Below are 21,533 nucleotides of genomic sequence, written 5' to 3'. Positions count from 1 at the left end.
TATCTTCATGCCAATTGCAACCCCTGAGGTCTACAACCAGATGCTCGACACTGCAAAGAAGGGCGGGTTCGCATACCCGGCCATCAACTGCACCTCGTCTGAGACCATCAACGCCGCAATTCGTGGTTTCGCAGAAGCCGAGTCTGACGGCATCATCCAGTTCTCGACCGGCGGCGCAGAGTTCGGCTCTGGCCTGTCCGTGAAGAACAAGGTTGCTGGTGCCCAGGCGCTGGCTGCGTTCGCTCATGAGATTGCTAAGCACTACGACGTCAACATTGCGCTGCACACCGACCACTGCCAGCTCGAGGTTCTCGACGAGTACGTCCGCCCACTCATCGCGATCTCCCAGGAGCGCGTCGACCGCGGCGAGAACCCACTGTTCCAGTCCCACATGTGGGACGGCTCCGCTATCCCAATCGACCACAACCTTGAGGTCGCCCAGGAACTCCTGGAGAAGGCGCACAAGGCCAACATCATCCTCGAGGTCGAGATCGGCGTCGTCGGTGGCGAAGAGGACGGCGTCCAGGCTAAGGCCGGCGCGAACCTGTACACCAGCGAGGAGGACTTCGAGAAGACCATCGACGCACTGGGCACCGGCGAGAACGGCCGTTACCTGCTGGCCGCAACCTTCGGCAACGTCCACGGCGTGTACAAGCCAGGCAACGTGAAGCTGCGCCCAGAGGTCCTGGACATGGGCCAGAAGGTTGCAGAGAAGAAGCTCGGCCTCGCAGCCGGCACCAACCCATTCGACTTCGTCTTCCACGGCGGCTCCGGCTCCGAGAAGGAGAAGATCGAGGAGGCCCTGCGCTACGGCGTCATCAAGATGAACGTTGACACCGACACCCAGTACGCCTTCACCCGCCCAGTGGTCTCCCACATGTTCGAGAACTACGACGGCGTCCTGAAGATCGACGGCGAAGTGGGCAACAAGAAGGTCTACGACCCACGCTCCTACATGAAGAAGGCTGAGCAGGGCATGGCCGACCGCGTCATCGAGGCCTGCCAGGACCTGCGCTCCGTTGGCACCTCCGTGTCCAAGTAGTCGTACTGCTTGCTTTTCCTGAAACCCCCTGGGATCCTCGCGGTCCTGGGGGTTTCTTCGTGTGTGGGGTGGTTTGGGCCCCTTTGGGGGTCCTTTGGGGGTCCTTTGCGGCCTGCTGTGCACCAAAATCCCTGTTTGGCCAGGGACGACCTGGGGTTTTGTTGTGGCGGTTTTCTGGAATCCGGGAATTTGGTGTCTTGGCCTTTTGCGTGCGCACCAAATTCCCTCTCCAGGTCCCCGCGACCTGGGGTTTTACGAAGCCGCTTCTCCAAAAACCTGGAATCTGGTGTCGCCGCCTTTCTAGCCAGTGCCAAAGGACGCAATCCCTTCCGCCGAATCCGGCAAAAGCCCAGGTCGCGAAAAATGCGGTGCGTCTATTGGCACTGAAAGCGTCTGGAAGGTTCCAGCACTTCACACTTCATGCGGTTAGGTGTCTTGAAATGTGACTATTTTGTATTTGCTGTCGAGGGACTGCTGGCTTGGGGTGACAGGCTTGGCAGGCTTGTGTATACATGTATACATGAGTGGATCAGTGATTAGTTTGCGAATGGACGAAGTCCAGAAACGTCGGCTTGACGAGCTTGCTACAAAGACAGGTAGGCCAAAGGCGTTCTACATCCGTGAGGCAATTGAGGCCTATCTTGATGACGCTGAATATATCTACGAGCTTCAGGCTGAGGCGGAAGCTGTTCGTAGGGGCGAGCTGGAAACTGTTACCCTCGATGAACTTAAGGCCGAGTGTGGCCTGGCAGATTGAGTTTTCGCCTAGGGCACGAAAGGCGGTGCGACGGCTAGACAAGCAGGTACAGCGTCGGCTTTTTCAAGTCTTGGGTGATTTGTCGCGGTTGAATGATCCACGCGTCCGCGGTAAAGCCCTTGTAGGTGGAATGTCAGGGTTGTGGCGTTGGCGTGTCGGGGACTATCGGGTAATTGCTGAGATTCAAGATGACACGGTGACGGTGTTGGTGGTTGATGGGGGGCACCGTGGAGAAATTTATAGGTAGTGGACCGCCCTCACCCACGCTGCTCCCGTCGACCGGAACGAAAACGGCACGACCACCCGGGGCGCTATGGTTATGGCATGGCGAAAGAGAGAATGGGTACGCGCGCGCGGTTGGCGTCGGTGGATCAGTCGATTCAGGCGCGGTTGATGCGTGTGCGTAAGCGCCTGTTGCCGATTCTGCAGATGGGTATCGCGGCGGGTATTGCGTATTGGATCGCGGGGGACATTATTGGCAACGCGAAGCCATTTTTTGCCCCGATTTCGGTGGTGATCATTATTGGCATGTCGGGTGGGGAGCGTATTACGAAGGCGATTGACCTCTCGATTGGTTGTGCGCTCGGCGTGCTGGTGGGGGATTCGCTGTTTTACAGGTTGGGGGATGGGGGTTGGCAGATTGCGGCGATTGTGTCGGGCAGTTTGTTGATTGCGTCGTTCTTTTCGAAGTCGCAGTTGGTGAATAACCAGGTGGCGATTGGTTCGATTCTGATCGCGACGATTATGCCGCCCGGTGCGGAGGTGACGGGTTTTGACCGCACGATTGACGCGGCGGTGGGCTGCATGGTGGCGTTGGCCACGATTGCTCTGATTCCGCAGGGGCCGATGGAGCCGGTGCGCGCGGAGATTTCGAGCTTGATGGGGTTGATGAGTTCAGTGCTTGACGACGTCGCCTCCGGCCTCACCGACCGCGACCCCTTGGTGATCGATGATGCTTTGGAGGCGATTCGCGGGTCGCAGACGGATATTGACGATATGGCGTCGGCGGTGAACGCGGGCAAGGAAACAACGAAGATTTCTCCGTTTTTGTGGGGCGCGCGCCGCTACATTAATTCCCTGAGCTTGGTGATCCCGCCGGTGGATAACGCGGTGCGTTCGTGCCGAGTGCTGGCGCGTCGGGCGCTGGTGCTGTGTGAGGACGGGGACCACGTCTCGCCGAAGCAGATTGAGTTGATCGATGTGTTGGCTAAGGCGTGCCTGGACATTTCTGAGGTGTACGAGGTGAAGTCGCGGCGTGCGCAGGCAACGGTGATCCCGCAGATCGTGAACGAGTTGCGAGCGGTGGCGCAGGGCTCCTCGGTAGACATGCTGGAGAAGGACGCTGTGTTGTCGGAGTACGCGATTTTGGCGCAGACGCGCTCGCTGACGGTGGACCTGTTGCAGGTGTGTGGCATGTCGAGGGAGTCGGCGTTGGCGGCGTTGGCGCCGACCTCTGACACGCCGGCGTACCCGCCGGAGTCCTTCGATTTGCGCTAACCGCGCACCGACTGGATGTCGCGCAGGTGGCGGTAGAACGTCACCCGCTGCAGTGGCCGCGAGTGGGCGACACCGTCCACCACCAGCGTGATGTCCTCCCCGCCGGACTGTAGTGCCCGGCCGGTAAGCACGGTCGCCGGGTCCGTGAGGGCCGGGGCGACCGTTTTGCCTTTCGTGAGCAAGCTGCCCAGCGGCATGCCCGCAAGACCCTCGAGGCGCTGCGGGTCCACGCGGCGCCCCTCCGGGACGACAAGTGGCGTGACCAGCCGTGACGCCGCCAGCCCCGGAGCATCAGGGGTGGGCACCAGGCGCGCCCCGAACTGCCCGAAGAACCGTGCGGAGGGTTCCTCGCCGGTGCGCATCACCAGCTGCTGCGAGTCCACAACAATCTCCCCCACGTACTCATCGCGCCCATCCCCGTGGGAGAGCGTCGCCGAACCGGCCACCACCACGCCCGTGTCCGTCCTAATACACGGCGACGGCACCACCGGCCCCTCGACGGCCAGGTCCACGGACCCCGCGCCCCACGCCACCGCCGCCGGCGATGTCGGATCGGTGGGCAGGTAGGCCACCTCCACCCACATCACGTCCGCGCGCATCAGCCGCGTCAGCACAGCGCTCAGCGCCGCGTCACTGCCGGACACGATTACGCGCAGTCGCTCCTCCGGTCGCTGCGGCGCCAGCTGCGGGGCGCCCAGGTGCTCCACCGACGGCGACTTCTGGATCTCCGCCAGGCTCGGCGTCGGGTCGTGGGGGAGGGCGGAGCTGGCGGCGTCGAGAAGAAAGGAAAGCTCACTTCTCGACGGCACCTCCGGAAGTGTGACCTCCTCCGCACCCGGAACTGTGAGGGAGCTAGCACACGCACAATGAAGAAGACGCATGCCATTCACGCTACAATAAGCCCGGATTAGTGCCTATTAAAGGAGAGAGAATGTCCGCCATCATCATTGTCGGCGCCCAATGGGGCGACGAGGGGAAAGGCAAAGCCACCGATATCCTCGGCGGGAAAGTCGACTACGTAGTCAAACCCAACGGCGGTAACAACGCAGGTCACACAGTAGTTGTGGGCGGCGAAAAGTACGAACTGAAACTGCTGCCGGCCGGCGTGCTCAGCGAGAACGCCACCCCGATCCTGGGCAACGGCGTCGTTATCAACCTCGAAGCGCTCTTCGACGAAATCGACGGCCTCGAAGCCCGAGGCGCCAACGCCTCGCGCCTCCGCATCTCCGGCAACGCGCACCTCGTCGCGCCCTACCACCAGACACTCGACCGCGTCCAGGAACGCTTCCTGGGCAAGCGCGCCATCGGCACCACCGGCCGCGGCATCGGCCCCACCTACGCCGACAAAGTCGCCCGCGTCGGTCTGCGCGTCCAAGACATCCTCGACGAATCGATCCTCCGCCAGAAGATCGAATCGGCGCTGGACGTCAAGAACCAAATGCTGGTCAAGATGTACAACCGCCGCGCCATCGAAGCCGACGCAATGATGGACTACTTCATGTCCTACGCCGAACGCCTCAAGCCCATGATTATCGACGCCGAAAACGTTCTCAACACCGGACTCGCCGAAGGCAAGCACGTCCTCATGGAGGGCGGCCAGGCCACCATGCTCGACGTCGACCACGGCACCTACCCGTTCGTGACCTCCTCCAACCCGACCGCCGGCGGTGCCTGCGTCGGCTCCGGCATCGGGCCGACCAAGATCACGGCGACCCTGGGCATCGTCAAGGCGTACACCACCCGTGTCGGCGCGGGCCCGTTCCCAACCGAGCTGTTTGATAAGTGGGGCGAGTACCTGCAGGAAACCGGCGGCGAAGTCGGCGTGAACACCGGTCGCAAGCGCCGCTGCGGCTGGTACGACTCCGTCGTCGCCCGCTACGCCGCCCGCGTCAACGGCTTCACCGACTACTTCCTGACCAAACTCGACGTCCTCACCGGCATCGGCGAAATCCCGATCTGTGTAGCCTACGACGTCGACGGCGTCCGCCACGACGAAATGCCGCTGACCCAGTCCGACTTCCACCACGCCACCCCCATCTACGAGACGATGCCGGCCTGGGACGAAGACATCACCGGCTGCACCACCTTCGAAGAGCTCCCGCAGAAGGCCCAGGACTACGTCCTCCGCCTTGAGGAGCTCTCCGGCGCGCCGATCAGCTACATCGGCGTCGGCCCTGGCCGCGACCAGACCATCGTCCGCTTCGACGTGATGGATCGCTAGATTCCTGCTTCCTTCGAAGATCGGGACCTGGGAGACGCTCCCAGGTCCTCTTTTTGTTTGGAGCCGAGAGGTGGATATATGCCTCTCAACTTTATTCGGAAAATCGTGAACAAAATTGCAGTTTTTGTGACAGCGCACACAAGCAAATTTGTTCACAATTTCCCGACTCCGCTCGAGAGCACACCTTCCCCCTCCAGGGCTCATTCAAGCCCGTTCAAGTTTGCTCGCCACATACGCAGCTGAATATGCTGACCACTATGAACGCAGCAATGCCCGAAGAGCAGCAGTCAGAGCAGCAACAGCAGCTCGACAACGAGCCCATCACTCAGCTCGACCCCGCGCGGGATTTGAGGTGCGACCCTCGCCAGGTGCTGGTGCTGGGCGACAGCGTGGTTGAGGAGGAGCTCGCGTGGTCCTTCAAGCAGCTCGGGTTTGACGTGACGCATCTGCGCACCACTGAAATAGACCCGGAAGACATGCAGCAGCGGTATCCGTCGTTGACGGTGGCGGGCGCCGGGGTGGACTCTGAGGTGCTGAAGGAGCTGGAGGAGCGCGCCGGGTCGATTGTGGCGCCGTCGGTGGAGGCGCAGGAGCTGTGCAGTTCGCGTGAGGGTGTGCGGGCGACGGCGACGGATTCCTTGGGTTTGCCGACGTTGCGTTGTGAGTTCGTTCGTTCTCCGGAGGAGCTGGAGGAGGCGGCGTTGCGGTTGGGTTTGCCGGTCGTCGTGAAGCCGGGGCGCTCGTCGGAGGGGCAGGGCCAGACGGTGCTGCGGAGTGAGGAAGACTTGAACGTCGAGGTGGTCAAGGCGTGGGAGGCGGCTGCGGAGGTGGACCCGGAGGGTCCGGTGGTCGTGGAGCGGTTTATTGAGTTTGATTTTGAGTTGACGATTTTGGCGGCTCGTTCGGTGGACCCGGCGACGGGTGAGTTGGCGACGTGGTTCTGTGAGCCGATCGGTACGCGGCATGAGCGCGGCCGTTTGGTGGAGGCGTGGCAGCCGGCGGTGTTGTCGGAGGCTGCGGCGGGGAACGCAAGGTCGATTGCGGCGCGGATTACGGGGGCGCTCGGCGGGCAGGGTGTGTACGCGGTGGAGATGTTCGTGGCCGGTGATGACGTGTACTTCTCTGATGCGCGCCCGCGCCCGTCCTTGGATGGGTTGCTGACGCGTGCGACGCAGCGCCTGAACCAGTGCTCGTTGCACGCGAGGGCGGTGATTGGCCTGCCTATTGACGCCACCTTGGTCAGCCCGGGCGCAATGGTCCTGGTGGAGGATGTTGTCCCGAGCGTGGACGATCTGGCGAAGGCGATGTCGGTCGCGGAGACCGGGGTGCGTTTTGTGGATGGTGCTGCGGTGGTGACGTCGACGGGTGAGTCGGCGCAGGAGGCGCGGGACCGGGCGACGCTGGCTGCGTCGCGCCTCTGAACCGGGCCCGTGTTGGATTTGGACTAGTTTACTGGTTTAATTGACAGATTACTGCAATCTTTTTTAGAGATGGAGTTGTCTGCGCATGAACACTTCCCGGTTGGGTATGGCGGTGGTTGCTGCGGTGGTGGCGTCGTCAATTGTGGTGCCGCAGGCGTCGGCGCAGATTGATGTGGAGGCGGCGAAGCCGTTTCTGAACGTGGTTGCGCCGGATTATGCGCAGGCGCTGCATTCGACGGAGGCCTTGTTTTCGCCGGGGAATCCGGATGATCCGGCGACGGTGAGTGGTTCGGTGAAGCTGCCGATGGAGGTGGCGCGTTCGGCGCGGACGGTGAGTGCGTCGGCGAAGGTGCTGACGAACCGCAAGGGGGAGCCGCTGGGGCGGCCGGTGATGGTTGATGATGGTTCGGGGAATTTGACGCCGGCGTTGCATCCGGGGACGTGGGCGCCGGTGCGTCGGGAGCCGATTCGTGTGTTCGCGCAGTGGTATGAGGGCGTGTATACGGAGCATTCGTCGCCGACGTTTTATACGGAGGTGGATGAGAACGGGAACTTTTCGCTGAAGCTGCAGCCGTATGTGGATGCGCGTGGGGTGGAGCGTGAGTTTTTGGCGGATGCGACGGTCGGCGTGGTTGGTTCGGGTGATCGCGGGCGTGATCAGTTGCGTGAGAAGCTGCGCGTCTGGGTGGAGCTGCCGGAGAGCGTCCGGGATGACTACCGCCTGATTCATCAACCGGCGGGTATTGTGCCGCCGACGAATTGGTTGGGCAATGTGACGCCTTCGTATGAAACGAATGGTTGGTGGCGTGGCGGCAAGGTGAATGGGTTCTTCGTGGCGTACCAGGACCGGAGGAACTCGGCGCAACATCTGAAGGACCGCTCGAAGTGGGTTGACAATGACGGCTCGGGAACTCCGTTTGGTGTGTACACGGGGCAGATGTTTTGGAATACGGTGGATACGCCGTATAACCGGCGCTACCAGGAGTCGATGACGAACAATGCGGGGGATGCGCCGGCTGCTGGGATGATGGTGGTCGGCTCCTACTTGTCGGATGAGGCAGTGGCGAAGACGCTCGAGTATGGCAAGAAGCAGTTCGGCAAGAAGGTGCGTAGCCGATCGTGGACTCCGGAGGATGAGAAGCAGCTGCAGCTGTGGATTAATGAGCAGGTTGCGAAGGACCAGAGCTGGATCGCGGAAACCGCCGTGACCACGACGGACGAGAATGGTGACTTTAACCTGTACTGGCGGGGTACCTACGGTGACACTTACAGCTATCCCGGTCTGGTAGGAAGCTGGCATCACCGGGTTGCGGAGTCGTGGGATGAGGGCTCGTGGGCCAAGGGCAATATGTATTCGAAGCATATTAACTGGGATTGGTCGTTTGTCTCGATTTTGACCCCGGATGGCAAGGAGCTGCCGAACAACGTCGGCGCGATCCACCCGTGGGCGTTGGGGTACTGGGGTGGCCCGGGGCCCGGCGGTAGTTTTGATTATTGGTCGGGGTCGGACGTGCCGTGGTTAAAGCTTTCGGCAGGCTCGGCGTACGCTGGGTCGACGCTGGTGAGCTCGCCGCGCTACGCCTTGTCGACGGCCCCCTTGAAGTTCCACGTGGAGAAGCGGAACACGTTTAACAACTGGGCGCCTCCGGGGGAGACGGTTCGCACGTTTGGTTCGGGCGTGCCGCTTTCGAAGGGATTGAGTTACAAAATCGTCTGGTATGACGACGAAGGCGAACGGGTTCACGAGTGCAAGGCAACGACGCCGGATGACCAGGCGCGCATTGCGTCGTGTGACTTCAAGGTGCCGGATGATGCGAAGCAGGGCGATACGTACATTGCCCGCCTGTTCTACGCGTCGGACGCTGGCAACGTGCAGGCGATGTTGGCGCAGGATTCGTTTGCGGTGACGCACATGTTCCTGGAGTACGGGGATCCGGTTGAGGCGGCCGTCGGTAGACCGGCGGAGGCCACGCCGAGCTTTGATAACCCCGATTCGAATCCGGTGGAGGCGAAGCCGGAGCGCGCGGAGTTCCAGCTGGGTTCGCTGCCGTTCGGGGTTGACGCGTCCCAGGTAAGCGTGGATGATGAGGGCGTGGTCCGTTTCACGCCACGCATGGACCAGGTTGGCGAGCGCATTGAGATTCCGGTGGAGATGCTGGACCCGAGTAACAAGATCCAGCGTTATGATGCGCAGGGTTCGCAGGGCCCGGTCTCGCGTCCGGTGTCGGCCGCGATTGCGACATTCGTGCCGCACGTTGCCCAGTATGCCTTGGAGTACAAGGAGCAGCAGGTGGAGCCGGGGCAGACGGCGAAGTTCCCGGCGCCGACGTTCGATGACCGCGCGACGAAGAAGCATGAGAAGCTCACGTTCGAGGGCACCCAGTTCGAGCTGGAGCGCCCCGTGGAGGGCGTCACTATCGACGCCGACACCGGCGAGCTCACGGTCGATGTGTCACACCGCCAGCTCACTGATGTTGAGGTCCCGGTCGTGGCGCACGTGCCGTACGAGGACCCGATCCGCGGCGTGGCGAAGGTTCGCCTCCGCATGCCACTGCCGGTACTGAGCACGGTTGAGCAGCAGTCAGTAGCGGCGGGTGCACACCAGGAGCGTCTGGTTCCGACGGTGGAGCACGCCGGCAACGCACAGGCCCGCCTGGAGCGCATCGGTGCCGAAGGGAAGTCTGTTGAGGGTGCCTCAGTAGACCTGGACCTGGATTCTGGCGCGATGCTGCTGACCGTCCCGGTGGAGACCAAGCCGGGCGACGACTACGTGATTGTCGTCTCCGCGCTCTCTACCGGCGAAGAGATCGGCCGCATTCCGCTGCGCGTTACCGAGAACGTCGCGGACCTCTACACTCCGAAGTACCAGGGCGCGACGACGAAGGCCAACGGAGATGTCACGCTGGACAACCTGGGCGATGCCCTGCCGAAGGATGCAGAGGTCTCGGTCAGTGGCCCGCTGGACTGGGGCGTTACCGTCGAAGGCGACGCGGTGAAGCTGCACGCGCCGAAGGACGCGACCCCAGGCACCGTTGTCTTCGATATCACGGTGCGCTACAAGGACGGCTCCTCCGACGTGATGCCGGTGCGCGTCCGCGTGGCCGCCTCGGCCACGACGACAGCGCCGACTTCCACTACACCGACCTCAGCTGCCCCTACGGCGACGGTGTCGACGTCCACCGCGACGCCTGAACCAGCGCCGGTGACGACGAAGGGGACGTCGACAAGCGAGGCGACCTCGCAGGTTCCGACCACCCCAGCGACCGCGCCGGGCACCACCCCAGTGCCGACCACCTCGTCGGCCCCGATTCCGCCGGGGGACGCCCGCGCGAACTACGCGGATCCGAACAGCGCGCTCGGCCGCGTGCCGGTTGACATGGGTGGACGCGTCATGACGCGCGACCCGTTCGCCGACTCGCTGGCGCTGGTCCGCAGCTATGAGATGCACGCCCCGGCCGGCGCGCACGGCTGGGAGTTCACACTCGACGAAAACACTGGTCAGATCCACGCAGTCGCACCGTCGCGGGAGTTCCTGGCCGCGCTCTTCGACGAGGCATACGGCAGCGCCCGCGACGGCGTGGTGCAGCTTCGCCCGCCGGTGTGGGCCCAGTTCGCGGTGGACTTCCAACATGTGTTGCGCCCGGCGGTCAACGTCATCATCGAGCACGAGGACGGCCGCGTCGAGCTGGCCACGGCGGCCTTCGAGCTTATCGACGCCCACAAGCACCCGCTGCTCGACCGCACAGCCGACGCCGACGGTGACGGCGTGTCCAACCTCGACGAGCTGGAACAGCGCACGAACCCGTTCGCCGCGCCCGCCCCGACCCCGACCACGTCGCCGGAGCAACCAACCGAGACCACTACCCCGGTGCCTACGACGACGCAGGCACCGGATGCAGGCTCGGAGCGCTGGGAAGTGGAGAAGTGCATTGCGGTTTCCGTCGCGGCTGGCGTGCCGCTGCTGTTGCTGCTGCCGCTGGGTATCGCGGCGCAGGAGATCCCTGGCGTGCAGCAGGCGCTTGCTCCGATGCGCAAGGCGATGGCCGACGCGTTCGGCCCTGGCGGCCAGTCCGGCGTGAAGAACCCGGAGATCGCGCTGGCTGGCGCGGGCCTGCTGGCGTTCGGCGTGGCGCTCAGTGCGCTGATCTATACGCAGTGCGGACCCGAGGTAAACAAGGACGGGTTGAGCAGTAAGAAGTAGGGGCGGATTTTCGAAAATAAACGGTGTCGGAAATATGTTCGAATGGTTGATGATCGATAGGGTACCGGCGCAATAGTATGTGAGTATGTCGCAGAATCCTCTTGAGTCCGATCCACCGGAGTTTGGCAGCCAGCCCCATTGCTACATCCCAACTGAGCCTTGTGATGACGGCGGTAAACGTTGGGACGTCACCGAGGAATTCGCTGAATACATCGCGTGGCTTCGAAAAGATCGAAAAGCGCCGCGTCAATATGCGAAGGTCAGCAGGGACTTTCTTGCCAAACTTAACTGGCTAAACAGGCCTGGGAGCTGCCTCGACGAATCGGATAACGTTGAGCTTTCGGACTCAGTCGTAAACGAGGATGGAGTACATCGAATTCCTGTAGGGAGGAAAGTTGAACCGACGCAATTGCCTAGTGATGTAAGCCTGATCTGGATGGGGGAGTTATACAGCCAGCACGACAATCCGGCGTCGGCTCACCGGGTCTACTTCAGCGATGTCTCTGACCTGGAGGGGAAACCACGGAACCGAGTCATTGTGGGTGGTGGTGGCACGAAAGATCAGATGCGACGAGGTCGGCAGACAAAGGATATTGTCAAAGCCATGGTTTCGGTGACTCGATTCGCGGCTAGCGAAAAGAGTGAAGTTAGGCCACCCGACCCCACAATGTATGCAGATTAGGCTAGCTGGATATAACGTCAGTAAGTTAAGCTATATATTGACTTTGTCGAGTTGGAGGTGAAATTCAAGATGAACAACATTCTTGATCAGTTGTATGAACAAGATAAGGCTGGCATTGACCAGCAGGAGGTGTTCATTGAGCTTATCCACAGTATGCGGACTTTGCGTAAGGAACGTGGATTATCGCAAGAGCAAGTCGGCGAGCGAATGGGCGGATTGTCCAAGGCGAGGGTGAGCCAAATTGAATCCATCAATCCCGTATCCAACCTGCAGCTTCAAACCTTGGCGGACTATGCGGAGGCGATTGATGGTTTCGTAAGTATCGTCGTTTTTAAGCGTGATTCATATCCGACTATCACGGAGGAGCGTGCACGGCGAGCGCAGTATGACACTCGAGAAGCCACTTACGATGTCGAATTGGTGAGTGAAGATATCGATCTGGCTCGAGAGTTTGAAGAATATGTCACGTCGGATTTCCAACCGATACACAGGTGATTCAAGTGGTCGACAATGTTTACGAACTGTCCAACAGGTTCTTTAGCCACTCAACATTTAGCACTCCCGCAGTGGCAGTGGTTCCAACGCCGAACGGCCCCAATCCTCATGGAAAGGCCCCGTTGAGTCTCGGCGCACAGCTTCCGACTCTTAATGAGGCAAACGCTCAAGATGTGGTGAAGGTTCGGTTGAACCTTGCTTTAAATGAGCCGGGGAAGGTGTATTACACCGTTCAGGCTGAAGGTGTGTGGGATAAGCGGGAGGATAGCCCTCAATTCGACTTGGACACATGGGAAACGTTTGTCTGCGATATCGCTCTTCCGCAGCTCTTTGCCGTCTGTAAATATGAACAGGTGGCGTTGACTCGTAGCCGCCAACTGATTCATGCTCGCTTTTCGCTCGATACTGAAAGTCGCTTTATCGGTGATATGAGGCAGCGTCTGCGTACTGAAAACTCCTGATGTGGCGATCGAGCAGGTCACTTTATAGATCGGCGTGCTGGGGGAGGAAGCGCCGGAGTTTCCGTCGGTCTATCTCAGCTTCTGTGTAGAAAACTCGAAGTAGACCGACTTATGTCAATCAATAGAGTGCCCCTATTGGGGGGGTGTTTCGCCCTTCTTGGAGAATTCTCGCCATCACTTTGGCTGATCTTTGTCGGGAAAAACTCAGGGAGGAACTCGTTTCGGCAATTGCCGGATAAGACACTGAACTAAAGGTCTGGCACAAATGTCGTGAGCGCTACGTTTGTGTTTCGGTGGATGTGTTTGGGCTCTATTCCCGTTGGGGCTCAAAGAATGTTTGGCGGTAATCCGCTTGACTGCTGTTGAAAGTCAAAAGAAATAGGGCCGTTATCAATCCATTCTTAAAACGCTTTAACCAAAAGAAAAGTAACCGGCCGGGGATGGGGCTTCAGTTTGGGTCGATGCAGGCTGCTGTGGATTCCGGCCGAATAGGGGGTGAATGCGGGCGGAATTGCGCAAGTTTCTCGCGAAAAAGGATTCCTGGAACAGTGCACTCCTGTCGATATTGTTTAGTTTCGGGAAAGGTCTGTGCACCTTATTGACGGGCACGGACACAACTTTCTGGACATTCAGATCTTCGGGAAGAAGGAAGAAACATATGCGAAAGAGCATCACGGCACGTCGCGGCACTTCGATTGCCGCCGCGGCGTTGTCCTTTGCACTGGTGGCCCCGCTGGCTCAACCTGTTGCGTTTGCACAAGACAACCCGCCGGCTTCTGCTGCTCCTGCCTCAAGCGCTGACAAGGGCGCCCAGCAAGGCGAGGGTAAGAACAAGCAGGTGCCAAACGCCATCTTTACTAAGGGTGGCTGGCGTGATTTCTATGGCTATCACGGCTGGGCGTACATCAATAAGGATGGCCGCCACGATGACTTGTCTTCGAACAATGAGCCGCTCAAGGGCAATGTCATCTACCTGCAGTACGTGACCAAGAACGGTGAGGTCTCGCCGACGTTCTATACCACGACCGATTCCGAGGGTCGCTTCTCCTTCGACCTGTCTGAAAACGTGACCAACGAGGTCGACGCGCCGCCGTTCTGGCTGGCCGCCGGTGGCGTTCGCGTCCGCGTGTGGGGCGAGAACCCGGATCCAAGCAAGTACTCGGTGGTTGCCGCGGGTGACTTCAACTCGGGTCGTTACACCTCGATTACGGACCGTGTGCAGGAATCTTGGAACTTTACTGCAGGCCCTGCTGGTTCCCGTATTACCAACGGCCGTTTTGTGCTGGAAGAGAAGCCGAACCACGTTGGTTGGTTGGCTAAGCCGGAGAAGGATTGGACCCGAGCCCTCGATGGCGAGACTGGTGAGCCGACGGTTGATGGTCAGTTCCCGTACTACGGAGACTTTGGCGCGATCAAGAGCATTGCCCACCCGAACGAGTCCATGGTGTGGTGGGAGACTGGTGAGTCTGCCGGTACCTTGCCGGGTTACTACAAGTACCAGCCGAGCCGCGGCGATCGCGCCGCTGGCGGAATCGAGATTGTCGCGTCGTACCTCAACGACGAAGTCGCGCGTCAGATTGACGCCTGGAAGAACGAGAACCCGAACTACACCGTTGAGCAGGAGCGTGCGAACCAGGAACGCATCATCAAGGCGTACCAGGATGAGCACGGCGAAGGCTCCCACATTGCGGAGACCGTGGTTGCCCCGTCTAAGGACGACGGCACGATTTACTTGCCGTTCAAGGGCACGCTGGGCTACTCGCGCGACAAGGCCAACTTCGGTGTGAACAATGTGGTCAGCGACGAAGACTGGGGCAAGGTCGCCGACGACTATCAGAACCAGTGGGTCAACGTGTTTACCGGTGCTTCGTTGTACGACGTGCGCCACATCAACACTGACTACATGTACATCTACCCGAACATCGAGGGTCGCGACGTGAAGAACTCTGCGTTCGTCGCCAACATGTTCATGAACTACGGCGACCAGGGCACCGTTATTGCTGGCGCGAACATGAACGGTCTGCAGTTCCCGTTGATGACTGCACAGCCGATCTTCGATATTCCGGAGTACAACTCCTACGACAACAAGGGTCGTCCCGGCTCCAAGGTGACCACGAAGACGTCCGGCCTGCTGCCGAACACGGAGTACGCAATCCGTTGGTACGCCACCGCCCCGGACGGCACCCAGACCGAGATCAAGGACGCGATGTGCAAGATCAAGAGCGATGACAAGGGTGCGCTCGAGTCTTGTGATTTCCAGGCTCCGGAAGACCTGAAGGAGACAACCGTCTACACCGCTGCGCTGGTTTCTGTTGACCCGGCTTCCGGTGAGCCGTCTGATCGTTGGGAGATCGCAGACTCCTTCACCGCTGTTGTTCCTGAGCCGCTGCCGTTGGGTTCGGTGGGAACCGATTTCCCGGATAACGACGTCACGCCGCTGTTCAAGGATCTGCCGGACAATATGAAGGAGGGCGCTGAACCGTCCTACTCGGCTAACGACTTGCCTGCAGGCCTGGAGATCGACCCGAAGACCGGCAAGATCACCGGCAAGCCGACCACCCCGGGCACCACCGAGGTCATCGTGACCCGCGAGGTCGAGGTCATGGTCGAGCAAGAAGTGCCGGTGCTTGACGACGACGGCAAACCGGTCTACGAAAACCCGGACGAGCAAGATCCGGAAAAGCGCGTCGAGAAGACCGAAAAGAAGCTCGTTCCGCAGAAGCGTAAGGAGCAGGTGGTCACCAAGATCACGGTGACGGACACCAAGCTTGCCGACGGCGTCGTCGGCGAGGACTACAAGCAGGAAGTGAAGCCGGAAGGCTTTGACAAGCTGCCGCAGGGCTACGAGCTGAAGAACGGCTCTATCAAGGTTGAGGGTCTCCCGGAGGGCCTCGAACTCAAGGACGGCACAATCACCGGCAAGCCGAAGAAGACGGTTGACGCTTCCGAAGAGAAACCGAACGTCACCGTCACTTACACGTTGGTGGATCAGGACGGCAACGAGACCGAGCACACCGACGTTGTGCCGTTGAAGGTCACCGACCAGGCGGGTAAGTACGACCCGCAGGGCCAGGACCAGGAGGTTGCGAAGAACTCCGAGCCGAAGGCTGAGGACTCGATCGCGAACAAGGACGAGCTTCCGGAGGGCACCAAGTACACCTGGAAGGATGCGCCGAAGACCGACACTTCTGGTGATAAGAAGGCTGTCGTTGTTGTGACCTACCCGGATGGCACCACCGATGAGGTGCCGGTGACGGTGAAGGTTGCCAAGGATCAGGCTGAGCAGTTCGACCCGCAGGGCCAGGACCAGGAGGTTGCGAAGAACTCTGAGCCGAAGGCTGAGGATTCGATCGCGAACAAGGACGAGCTTCCGGAGGGCACCAAGTACGCCTGGAAGGAAGCTCCGAAGACCGACACTTCTGGTGATAAGAAGGCTGTGGTCGTTGTGACCTACCCGGATGGCACCACCGATGAGGTGCCGGTGACGGTGAAGGTCGCTAAGGATCAAGCCGAGCAGTTCGACCCGCAAGGTAAGGACCAGACGGTCGAAACCGGCAAGAAGCCGGAACCGAAAGACAACGTCAAGGATGCGGACAAGCTGCCGAAGGGCACGACGTTCAAGTACAAGGAAGATCCGGATACCACTACCGCTGGTGATAAGCCGGTCACCGTCATCGTGACCTACCCGGATGGTTCCACCGACGAGGTGGAGGCCACCGTGAAGGTGGAAGATCCGAAGACGGAGGATCCGAAGCCGAAGCCGAAGCCGGAGCAGCCGAAGAAGTCCGACGCTGACACATACGAGCCGCAGGTCCAGGACAAGACCGTCGCGCCGAATGAGGTGCCGGAAGCCAAGGACCACGTGACCAACGTCGACGAGCTGCCGGAGGGCACGACCTTCGAGTACGAGCAGGCTCCGGACACCTCTACTGAGGGCGACAAGCCGGTGACCATCGTCGTCACTTACCCGGACGGCACCACCGACAAGGTTAATGCCAACGTCAAGGTGCAGAAGAACGCGACCGACGCCGACAAGAACGATCCGCAGGGCCAGAACCAGAAGGTCGAGACGGGTGGCACCCCGGACGCGAAGGGCAACATCAAGGACGCCGACAAACTGCCAAAGGGTACGTCGTTCAAGTACAAGGAGACCCCGGATACCTCGAAGCCGGGCGTCTACGACGTCACTGTTGTTGTGACCTACCCGGACGGCTCCACCGACGAGGTGCAGACGACCATCACCGTCGGCACCGACGCCGAGCGCTTCGTGCCGGAGTACGACAAGGTCACGGGCGTTCCGGTTGATGGCGAGAAGAACACCAACGACCCATTCGGTACCAAGGCGCCGGTGAAGAGCGTTGAGGCGAAGAAGCCTGAGGGCGCTGACAAGTGGGCGTTCACCCCGCAGGACAACGGCGTGCTCACAGCGAAGGCGCCGTCGATGACGGACGTCTCCGACGAGTTCAAGGCGAAGCTGCCGGAGCTGAAGAGCACTGACGTCGAGAAGCGTTGGGACAAGTTCTTTGAAACCTTCACACCGTTCGCCCGCCCGGCCGTCGAGGTTGGCTTCACCTACGAGGACGACTCGACAAACAGCGCGACCGCCAACTTTGACTTGATCGGCAAGGATGGCAAGTCGCTGCTGGATCCGGACGGCGACTTCGACGGTGACGGCGTCACGAACGAAGCCGAGATCAAGGCTGGCTCCGACCCGGCAAACGACGGCGAGAAGCCAGACACCACCGCGCCGACGGTGAACCCGATTACGGCGGGTGACACAAAGATCTCCGGTAAGGGCGACCGCCCGAACGAGACGATCATCGTCACGTTGCCGAATGGCAAGGAACTTGAGGCCCCGACTGACGCGAACGGCAACTGGTCCGTGAACCTGCCAAAGGGTGTTGAGCTCAAGCAAGGCGACAAGATCAATGTGAGGGACGGCCACGGCAACAAGGCGAAGACTGTCACGGTTGCTGGCAAGGTCAACGCTGGTGCCTGTGCAGCATCCGCTGTTGGCTTCGGTCTGCCGTTGATCGCGCTGCTGCCATTGGGTCTGGCTTCCCAGATTCAGATCCCTGTGCTGAGCGACCTCGCGGGTCAGGTTGAGGCGCAGCTGAAGACTGCGAACACGCGTATTCAGCAGCAGGCTGGCATCTTCAACCCGGAGATGGCACGTCAGGCGGAGCGCATCAACGCGCAGCTGCGCACCGTTGGTGCGGACCTCGGCATGGTTGTCGCAGGCATCGCACTGATCGCCGCTGGCGTCCTGGCAGGCACGTTCATTTACGACGCCTGCAAGCCTGGCGGCCCAAGCTCCTCTGTGAAGGACCTGGAGCTGAAGGGTTCTTCCGGTAAGACGACGAAGCTGTCGTCGGAGCCTGCAAAGAAGGAAGGCAAGTCGACGAAATAGCCAGTTGCGCGCGATCCGCTTTGCACCCCCGAGTAGGGGGACGGGTTGCGTGAAGCTGGACTGAATATCCGATAAGAAAAACTCAAGCTGTGGTCCGTTACCGAATGTGTAGCGGGCCACAGCTTATTTATTTTATGAATTGGGCTATTTGAAGAAGAGGTGTACCACACATGTACTTTTGCGCCGGAAAGCAGGTGTGACAACGTTTCGGGGGGGGGGGGGTAAGTATTTAGATGTACAAAAAGGTAGTGATCCACCCGTCAATGGGCTATACGGAGGGTGAAAGTCGACGTTTGTAAGTCTGTGACCTGCGAAATTAGAAAACGACTGTACGTAATCTGTGGGCTGCGTAGGTTGATACAATTTTGCATGAATGGCTTTTGGTCGGACAGCTGGAAGTCAATCTGTTTGCATCTATGGAAGGAATTTCTATGCGAAACCCATATAAGGCGCGTCGGGGCACCTCGATTGCTGCGGCCGCATTGTCGTTTGCGTTGGTAGCGCCATTCGCGCAGCCGGTCGCGTTTGCTCAGGAGGAAACTCCAGCAGTTGCGGATCAGAATCCGGCCGCGCCAGCGGTCGATGAGAATGGTGTGATTGATGCCGACATGATCGCCAGTGGCCGCGTCACCAAGGCTGCCAACCTGACTGACGCACACGGTGTTGGTAAGGGCCTGATATCGGGTCACGTGTATGCGACCGGCCCGGAGGGCAACCCGGGATCGACTATCGATAACGGAAACATTCCACTGGACGGCGTCACCGTTTACGCACAGTTCCAGGACAAAGACGGTTCGTACTCGCCAATCTTTAAGGCAGAGACCCACACCCTGCCGGATGTTGTCGGTGGCAACGGCGGTCAGGGTACGTTCGCTTTTGGTACCGGGGATAAAGGCATTACCTGGACCGACAAGCTCGGGGTGGAGCACACCTGGTCTGCTCGTACGGATCAAAAACACCGTATCTGGGTAGAGCCGTACACCAACGAGCGCGGCAACAAGATGGTCATGTTCCGACAGGCCAACGGCTTTGTCCCGGGCTCTTTCAACGGTGTAGTTGAGGGCCCCCTCGGCTCCTTCGTTGCTGCTGATGGCAACATCCAGTTGATGGCGGCTTTCTACCAGGAAGTTCCACCGAGCCACGAAACCAGCTGGATGGCTGCGAAGGGTGACAAGCTTGTCGAGGACCCTAAGGGACCGATCGATTTGGCATCGACGCAGACCGACGTTCCGAACACCATTTCCGGCACTGTCTGGCTCGAGACTGGTGGCCCAGACAAGGGCATCGTCGCTACTGGTCCGTCTTTCAATGGCGTCGACGAAGCTGCGGATGGCTACACCGTATATGCATCCACCTTGACCAAGGATGGTGCTGCAGCAAACCAGAAGCTGCACGAGCAGTACAAGGACGATCCGAACCAGCTAGCAGATGCAACCAAGAAGATGCTTGAGGACCACCCCGAGTACATCCTCAAGACCGTCTACGGAAAAACCAACAATAAGGGTGAATACACCCTGCGCTTTGGCGCGTACGAGAAGGGCCAGGATCGCGAGGATATCCTGAATCCGAACCATGTCTTCGTGTGGGTCGAAAACAAGGACGGTGTAGTCCAGAACGGTTACACGGGCTTCCACACTCCAGTTTTCCAACGCTTCAATGATGGTGGAAACTTCCGGGCTTCGGCTATTCCAGGCGAGAACCAGCTGCCGATCGACTTCACTGGTGTTCCGTTCCAGAATCTGAACTCCCTGTACAACGTCAACTACGCGGTCATGCCGTACACCCCGGTGTCGATCACGGCTGACTACAACGCGACGGACAAGCCGGCCGCTCCTGGAGCGACGGTGACCCCAGAGTTCAACGGTGATTTGTCGACTTTGCCGTCGAAGGTTGAGTGGCGCGACCAGAAGGGCAACGTCAAGAAGACTTGCGAACTCGACCAATCCAAGGGCATTAAGGCCCAGGTGAAGGCTTGCACCTTCGACATCCCAGAGGATGCAAAGAAGGGTGATTACTTCAACGTTGTCCTGGTTTCCGGCGGTAACGACGTCTCCGCATGGACCGTTCTGGTGACGAATGACGCGGATGAATTGACGCCTGCGTACGAGGAAAAGCTCGTCGTTCCGGGTGAGGAGACGAAGTCTTCTCCGACATTCACCAAGACTGGTGAAGATCAAGAGGGCAACCCAATCGAAGAGAAGGTCGACGCGCCTGAGGGGTCGAAGTTCGCAATCCCAGAAGATTACAAGGCTCCTGAGGGCTATGCCGTCGAGATCGATAAGAATACCGGTGAGATCACTGTGACCTTCCCGGATAAGTCCAAGCTGAACAAGGACACCACGGAAGAGTTTGACGTTCCGGTCATGGTGACCTACCCGGATGGTTCTAAGGATGACGCTACAGCGAAGTTCAAGCTGGATACCGATGGTGATGGCACGCCTGACGTCACGGATACGGATGATGACGGCGACGGTATCGATGATAAGGATGACAGTAATCCGAAGGTTCCGAACCAGAACTTGTCCTACGAGCCGGAATACAAGGGCGGCGAGGGTAAGCCTGGTGGCGAAGCCAAGGTTGAGAAACCGGAGTTCAAGGATAAGGAGGGTAACCCGACCACGGCGCCTGATGGTACGAAGTTCACCCCGGGTGAGAATGTTCCTGAGGGCTACGTCGTCAAGGTCGACGAGAATACCGGTGAGATCACGGTGACCATTCCGGAGGATGCGAAGCCTGGTGACAAGATCACGGTTCCGGTTGTTGTGACGTACCCGGATGGCACCAAGGACAACGTTGACGTCACCGTCACGGTGACCGACAAGGACAAGGACCTTTACGAGCCGTCCTACGAGGACAAGCTCGTCGTCCCAGGCAAGGAGACAAAGTCTTCGCCGACCTTCACCGACAAGGATGGCAAGGACGCAACCGCTCCTGAGGGCTCCAAGTTCAAGATCACCGATGGCTTTACTACGCCTGAGGGCTACGAGGTCTCTATCGATGAGAACACCGGTGAGGTCACGGTGACCTTCCCGGATAAGTCCAAGCTGAACAAGGAGACCACGGAAGAGTTCGATGTTCCGGTCACGGTGACCTACCCAGATAAGTCCACGGACGAGGCCAAGGCGAAGTTCAAGCTGGATACCGATGGTGACGGCACGCCTGATCTCACGGATACGGATGATGACGGTGACGGCATCCCGGATGATCAAGACAGCAACCCGAAGGTTCCAAACGCGAACGATCACTTCGACCCGAACTATGAGGACGGGTCTGGTAAGCCTGGCGATGATGTGAAGGTTCCTGCTCCGACGTTTAAGGATAAGGAGGGTAACCCGACCACGGCGCC

The 21,533-nt window shown here is 59.8% G+C and carries 13 protein-coding genes; 12 read left to right on the top strand and 1 reads right to left on the bottom strand.

What is annotated here, in order from left to right:
- The first annotated feature begins 1 nt into the window (after position 1).
- From fbaA to QP802_RS10395, 4 genes are all read left to right on the top strand, one after another.
- Positions 2-1,042: a class II fructose-bisphosphate aldolase gene (gene fbaA, locus QP802_RS10410; RefSeq protein ID WP_255366129.1), complete on the top strand. Its 1,041-nt coding sequence runs from the start codon at positions 2-4 to the stop codon at positions 1,040-1,042.
- 520 nt (positions 1,043-1,562) lie between these two features.
- Entirely contained in the window at positions 1,563-1,799 is a 237-nt protein-coding gene (relB, locus tag QP802_RS10405; protein ID WP_070361826.1) for a type II toxin-antitoxin system RelB family antitoxin, read from the top strand.
- Positions 1,687-2,046 (top strand): type II toxin-antitoxin system RelE family toxin, encoded by a 360-nt coding sequence (locus QP802_RS10400; RefSeq protein ID WP_350338471.1) that lies wholly within the window; start codon positions 1,687-1,689, stop codon positions 2,044-2,046. Before relB ends, QP802_RS10400 begins: the two co-directional genes overlap by 113 nt.
- 77 nt (positions 2,047-2,123) lie before the next feature.
- Positions 2,124-3,296: an FUSC family protein gene (locus QP802_RS10395; RefSeq protein WP_256021284.1), complete on the top strand. Its 1,173-nt coding sequence runs from the start codon at positions 2,124-2,126 to the stop codon at positions 3,294-3,296.
- On the opposite strand, the gene QP802_RS10390 is transcribed toward QP802_RS10395, so the two are convergent.
- Positions 3,293-4,177: a hypothetical protein gene (locus QP802_RS10390; RefSeq protein ID WP_256021283.1), complete on the bottom strand. Its 885-nt coding sequence runs from the start codon at positions 4,175-4,177 to the stop codon at positions 3,293-3,295. The genes QP802_RS10395 and QP802_RS10390 overlap by 4 nt on opposite strands.
- A gap of 50 nt (positions 4,178-4,227) precedes the next feature.
- Between QP802_RS10390 and QP802_RS10385 the strand changes: the two genes are divergently transcribed.
- From QP802_RS10385 to QP802_RS10350, 8 genes are all read left to right on the top strand, one after another.
- Entirely contained in the window at positions 4,228-5,517 is a 1,290-nt protein-coding gene (locus tag QP802_RS10385) for an adenylosuccinate synthase (protein WP_070361829.1), read from the top strand.
- 257 nt (positions 5,518-5,774) lie between these two features.
- Positions 5,775-6,938 carry an ATP-grasp domain-containing protein gene (locus QP802_RS10380; RefSeq protein WP_284818709.1) on the top strand — a complete coding sequence of 388 codons (1,164 nt, stop codon included), beginning with the start codon at positions 5,775-5,777 and terminating at the stop codon, positions 6,936-6,938.
- Between the two features lie 85 nt (positions 6,939-7,023).
- Positions 7,024-11,139: a YPDG domain-containing protein gene (locus tag QP802_RS10375; protein WP_256021279.1), complete on the top strand. Its 4,116-nt coding sequence runs from the start codon at positions 7,024-7,026 to the stop codon at positions 11,137-11,139.
- Positions 11,140-11,224: 85 nt separating this feature from the next.
- Positions 11,225-11,821 carry a hypothetical protein gene (locus tag QP802_RS10370; protein WP_256000831.1) on the top strand — a complete coding sequence of 199 codons (597 nt, stop codon included), beginning with the start codon at positions 11,225-11,227 and terminating at the stop codon, positions 11,819-11,821.
- 69 nt (positions 11,822-11,890) lie between these two features.
- A complete protein-coding gene (locus QP802_RS10365; RefSeq protein ID WP_256000832.1) occupies positions 11,891-12,316 on the top strand; it encodes a helix-turn-helix domain-containing protein in 426 nt (141 codons plus the stop codon).
- Entirely contained in the window at positions 12,313-12,777 is a 465-nt protein-coding gene (locus QP802_RS10360; RefSeq protein ID WP_256000833.1) for a hypothetical protein, read from the top strand. Before QP802_RS10365 ends, QP802_RS10360 begins: the two co-directional genes overlap by 4 nt.
- Before the next feature lie 658 nt (positions 12,778-13,435).
- Positions 13,436-18,187, top strand: coding sequence for a Rib/alpha-like domain-containing protein (locus QP802_RS10355; protein ID WP_284818705.1), 4,752 nt, complete (start codon positions 13,436-13,438; stop codon positions 18,185-18,187).
- A 431-nt stretch (positions 18,188-18,618) separates the two neighbouring features.
- The coding region (locus tag QP802_RS10350) for a YPDG domain-containing protein (RefSeq protein ID WP_284818703.1) at positions 18,619-21,533 on the top strand (2,915 nt) is incomplete at its 3' end.

The organism is Corynebacterium sp. UMB10119B (assembly GCF_030228125.1).
GTDB classification, from domain to species: domain Bacteria; phylum Actinomycetota; class Actinomycetes; order Mycobacteriales; family Mycobacteriaceae; genus Corynebacterium; species Corynebacterium pseudogenitalium.
The sequence above is the reverse complement of the archived record's forward strand: the minus strand, read 5'-3'. Positions and strand labels throughout refer to the sequence as shown.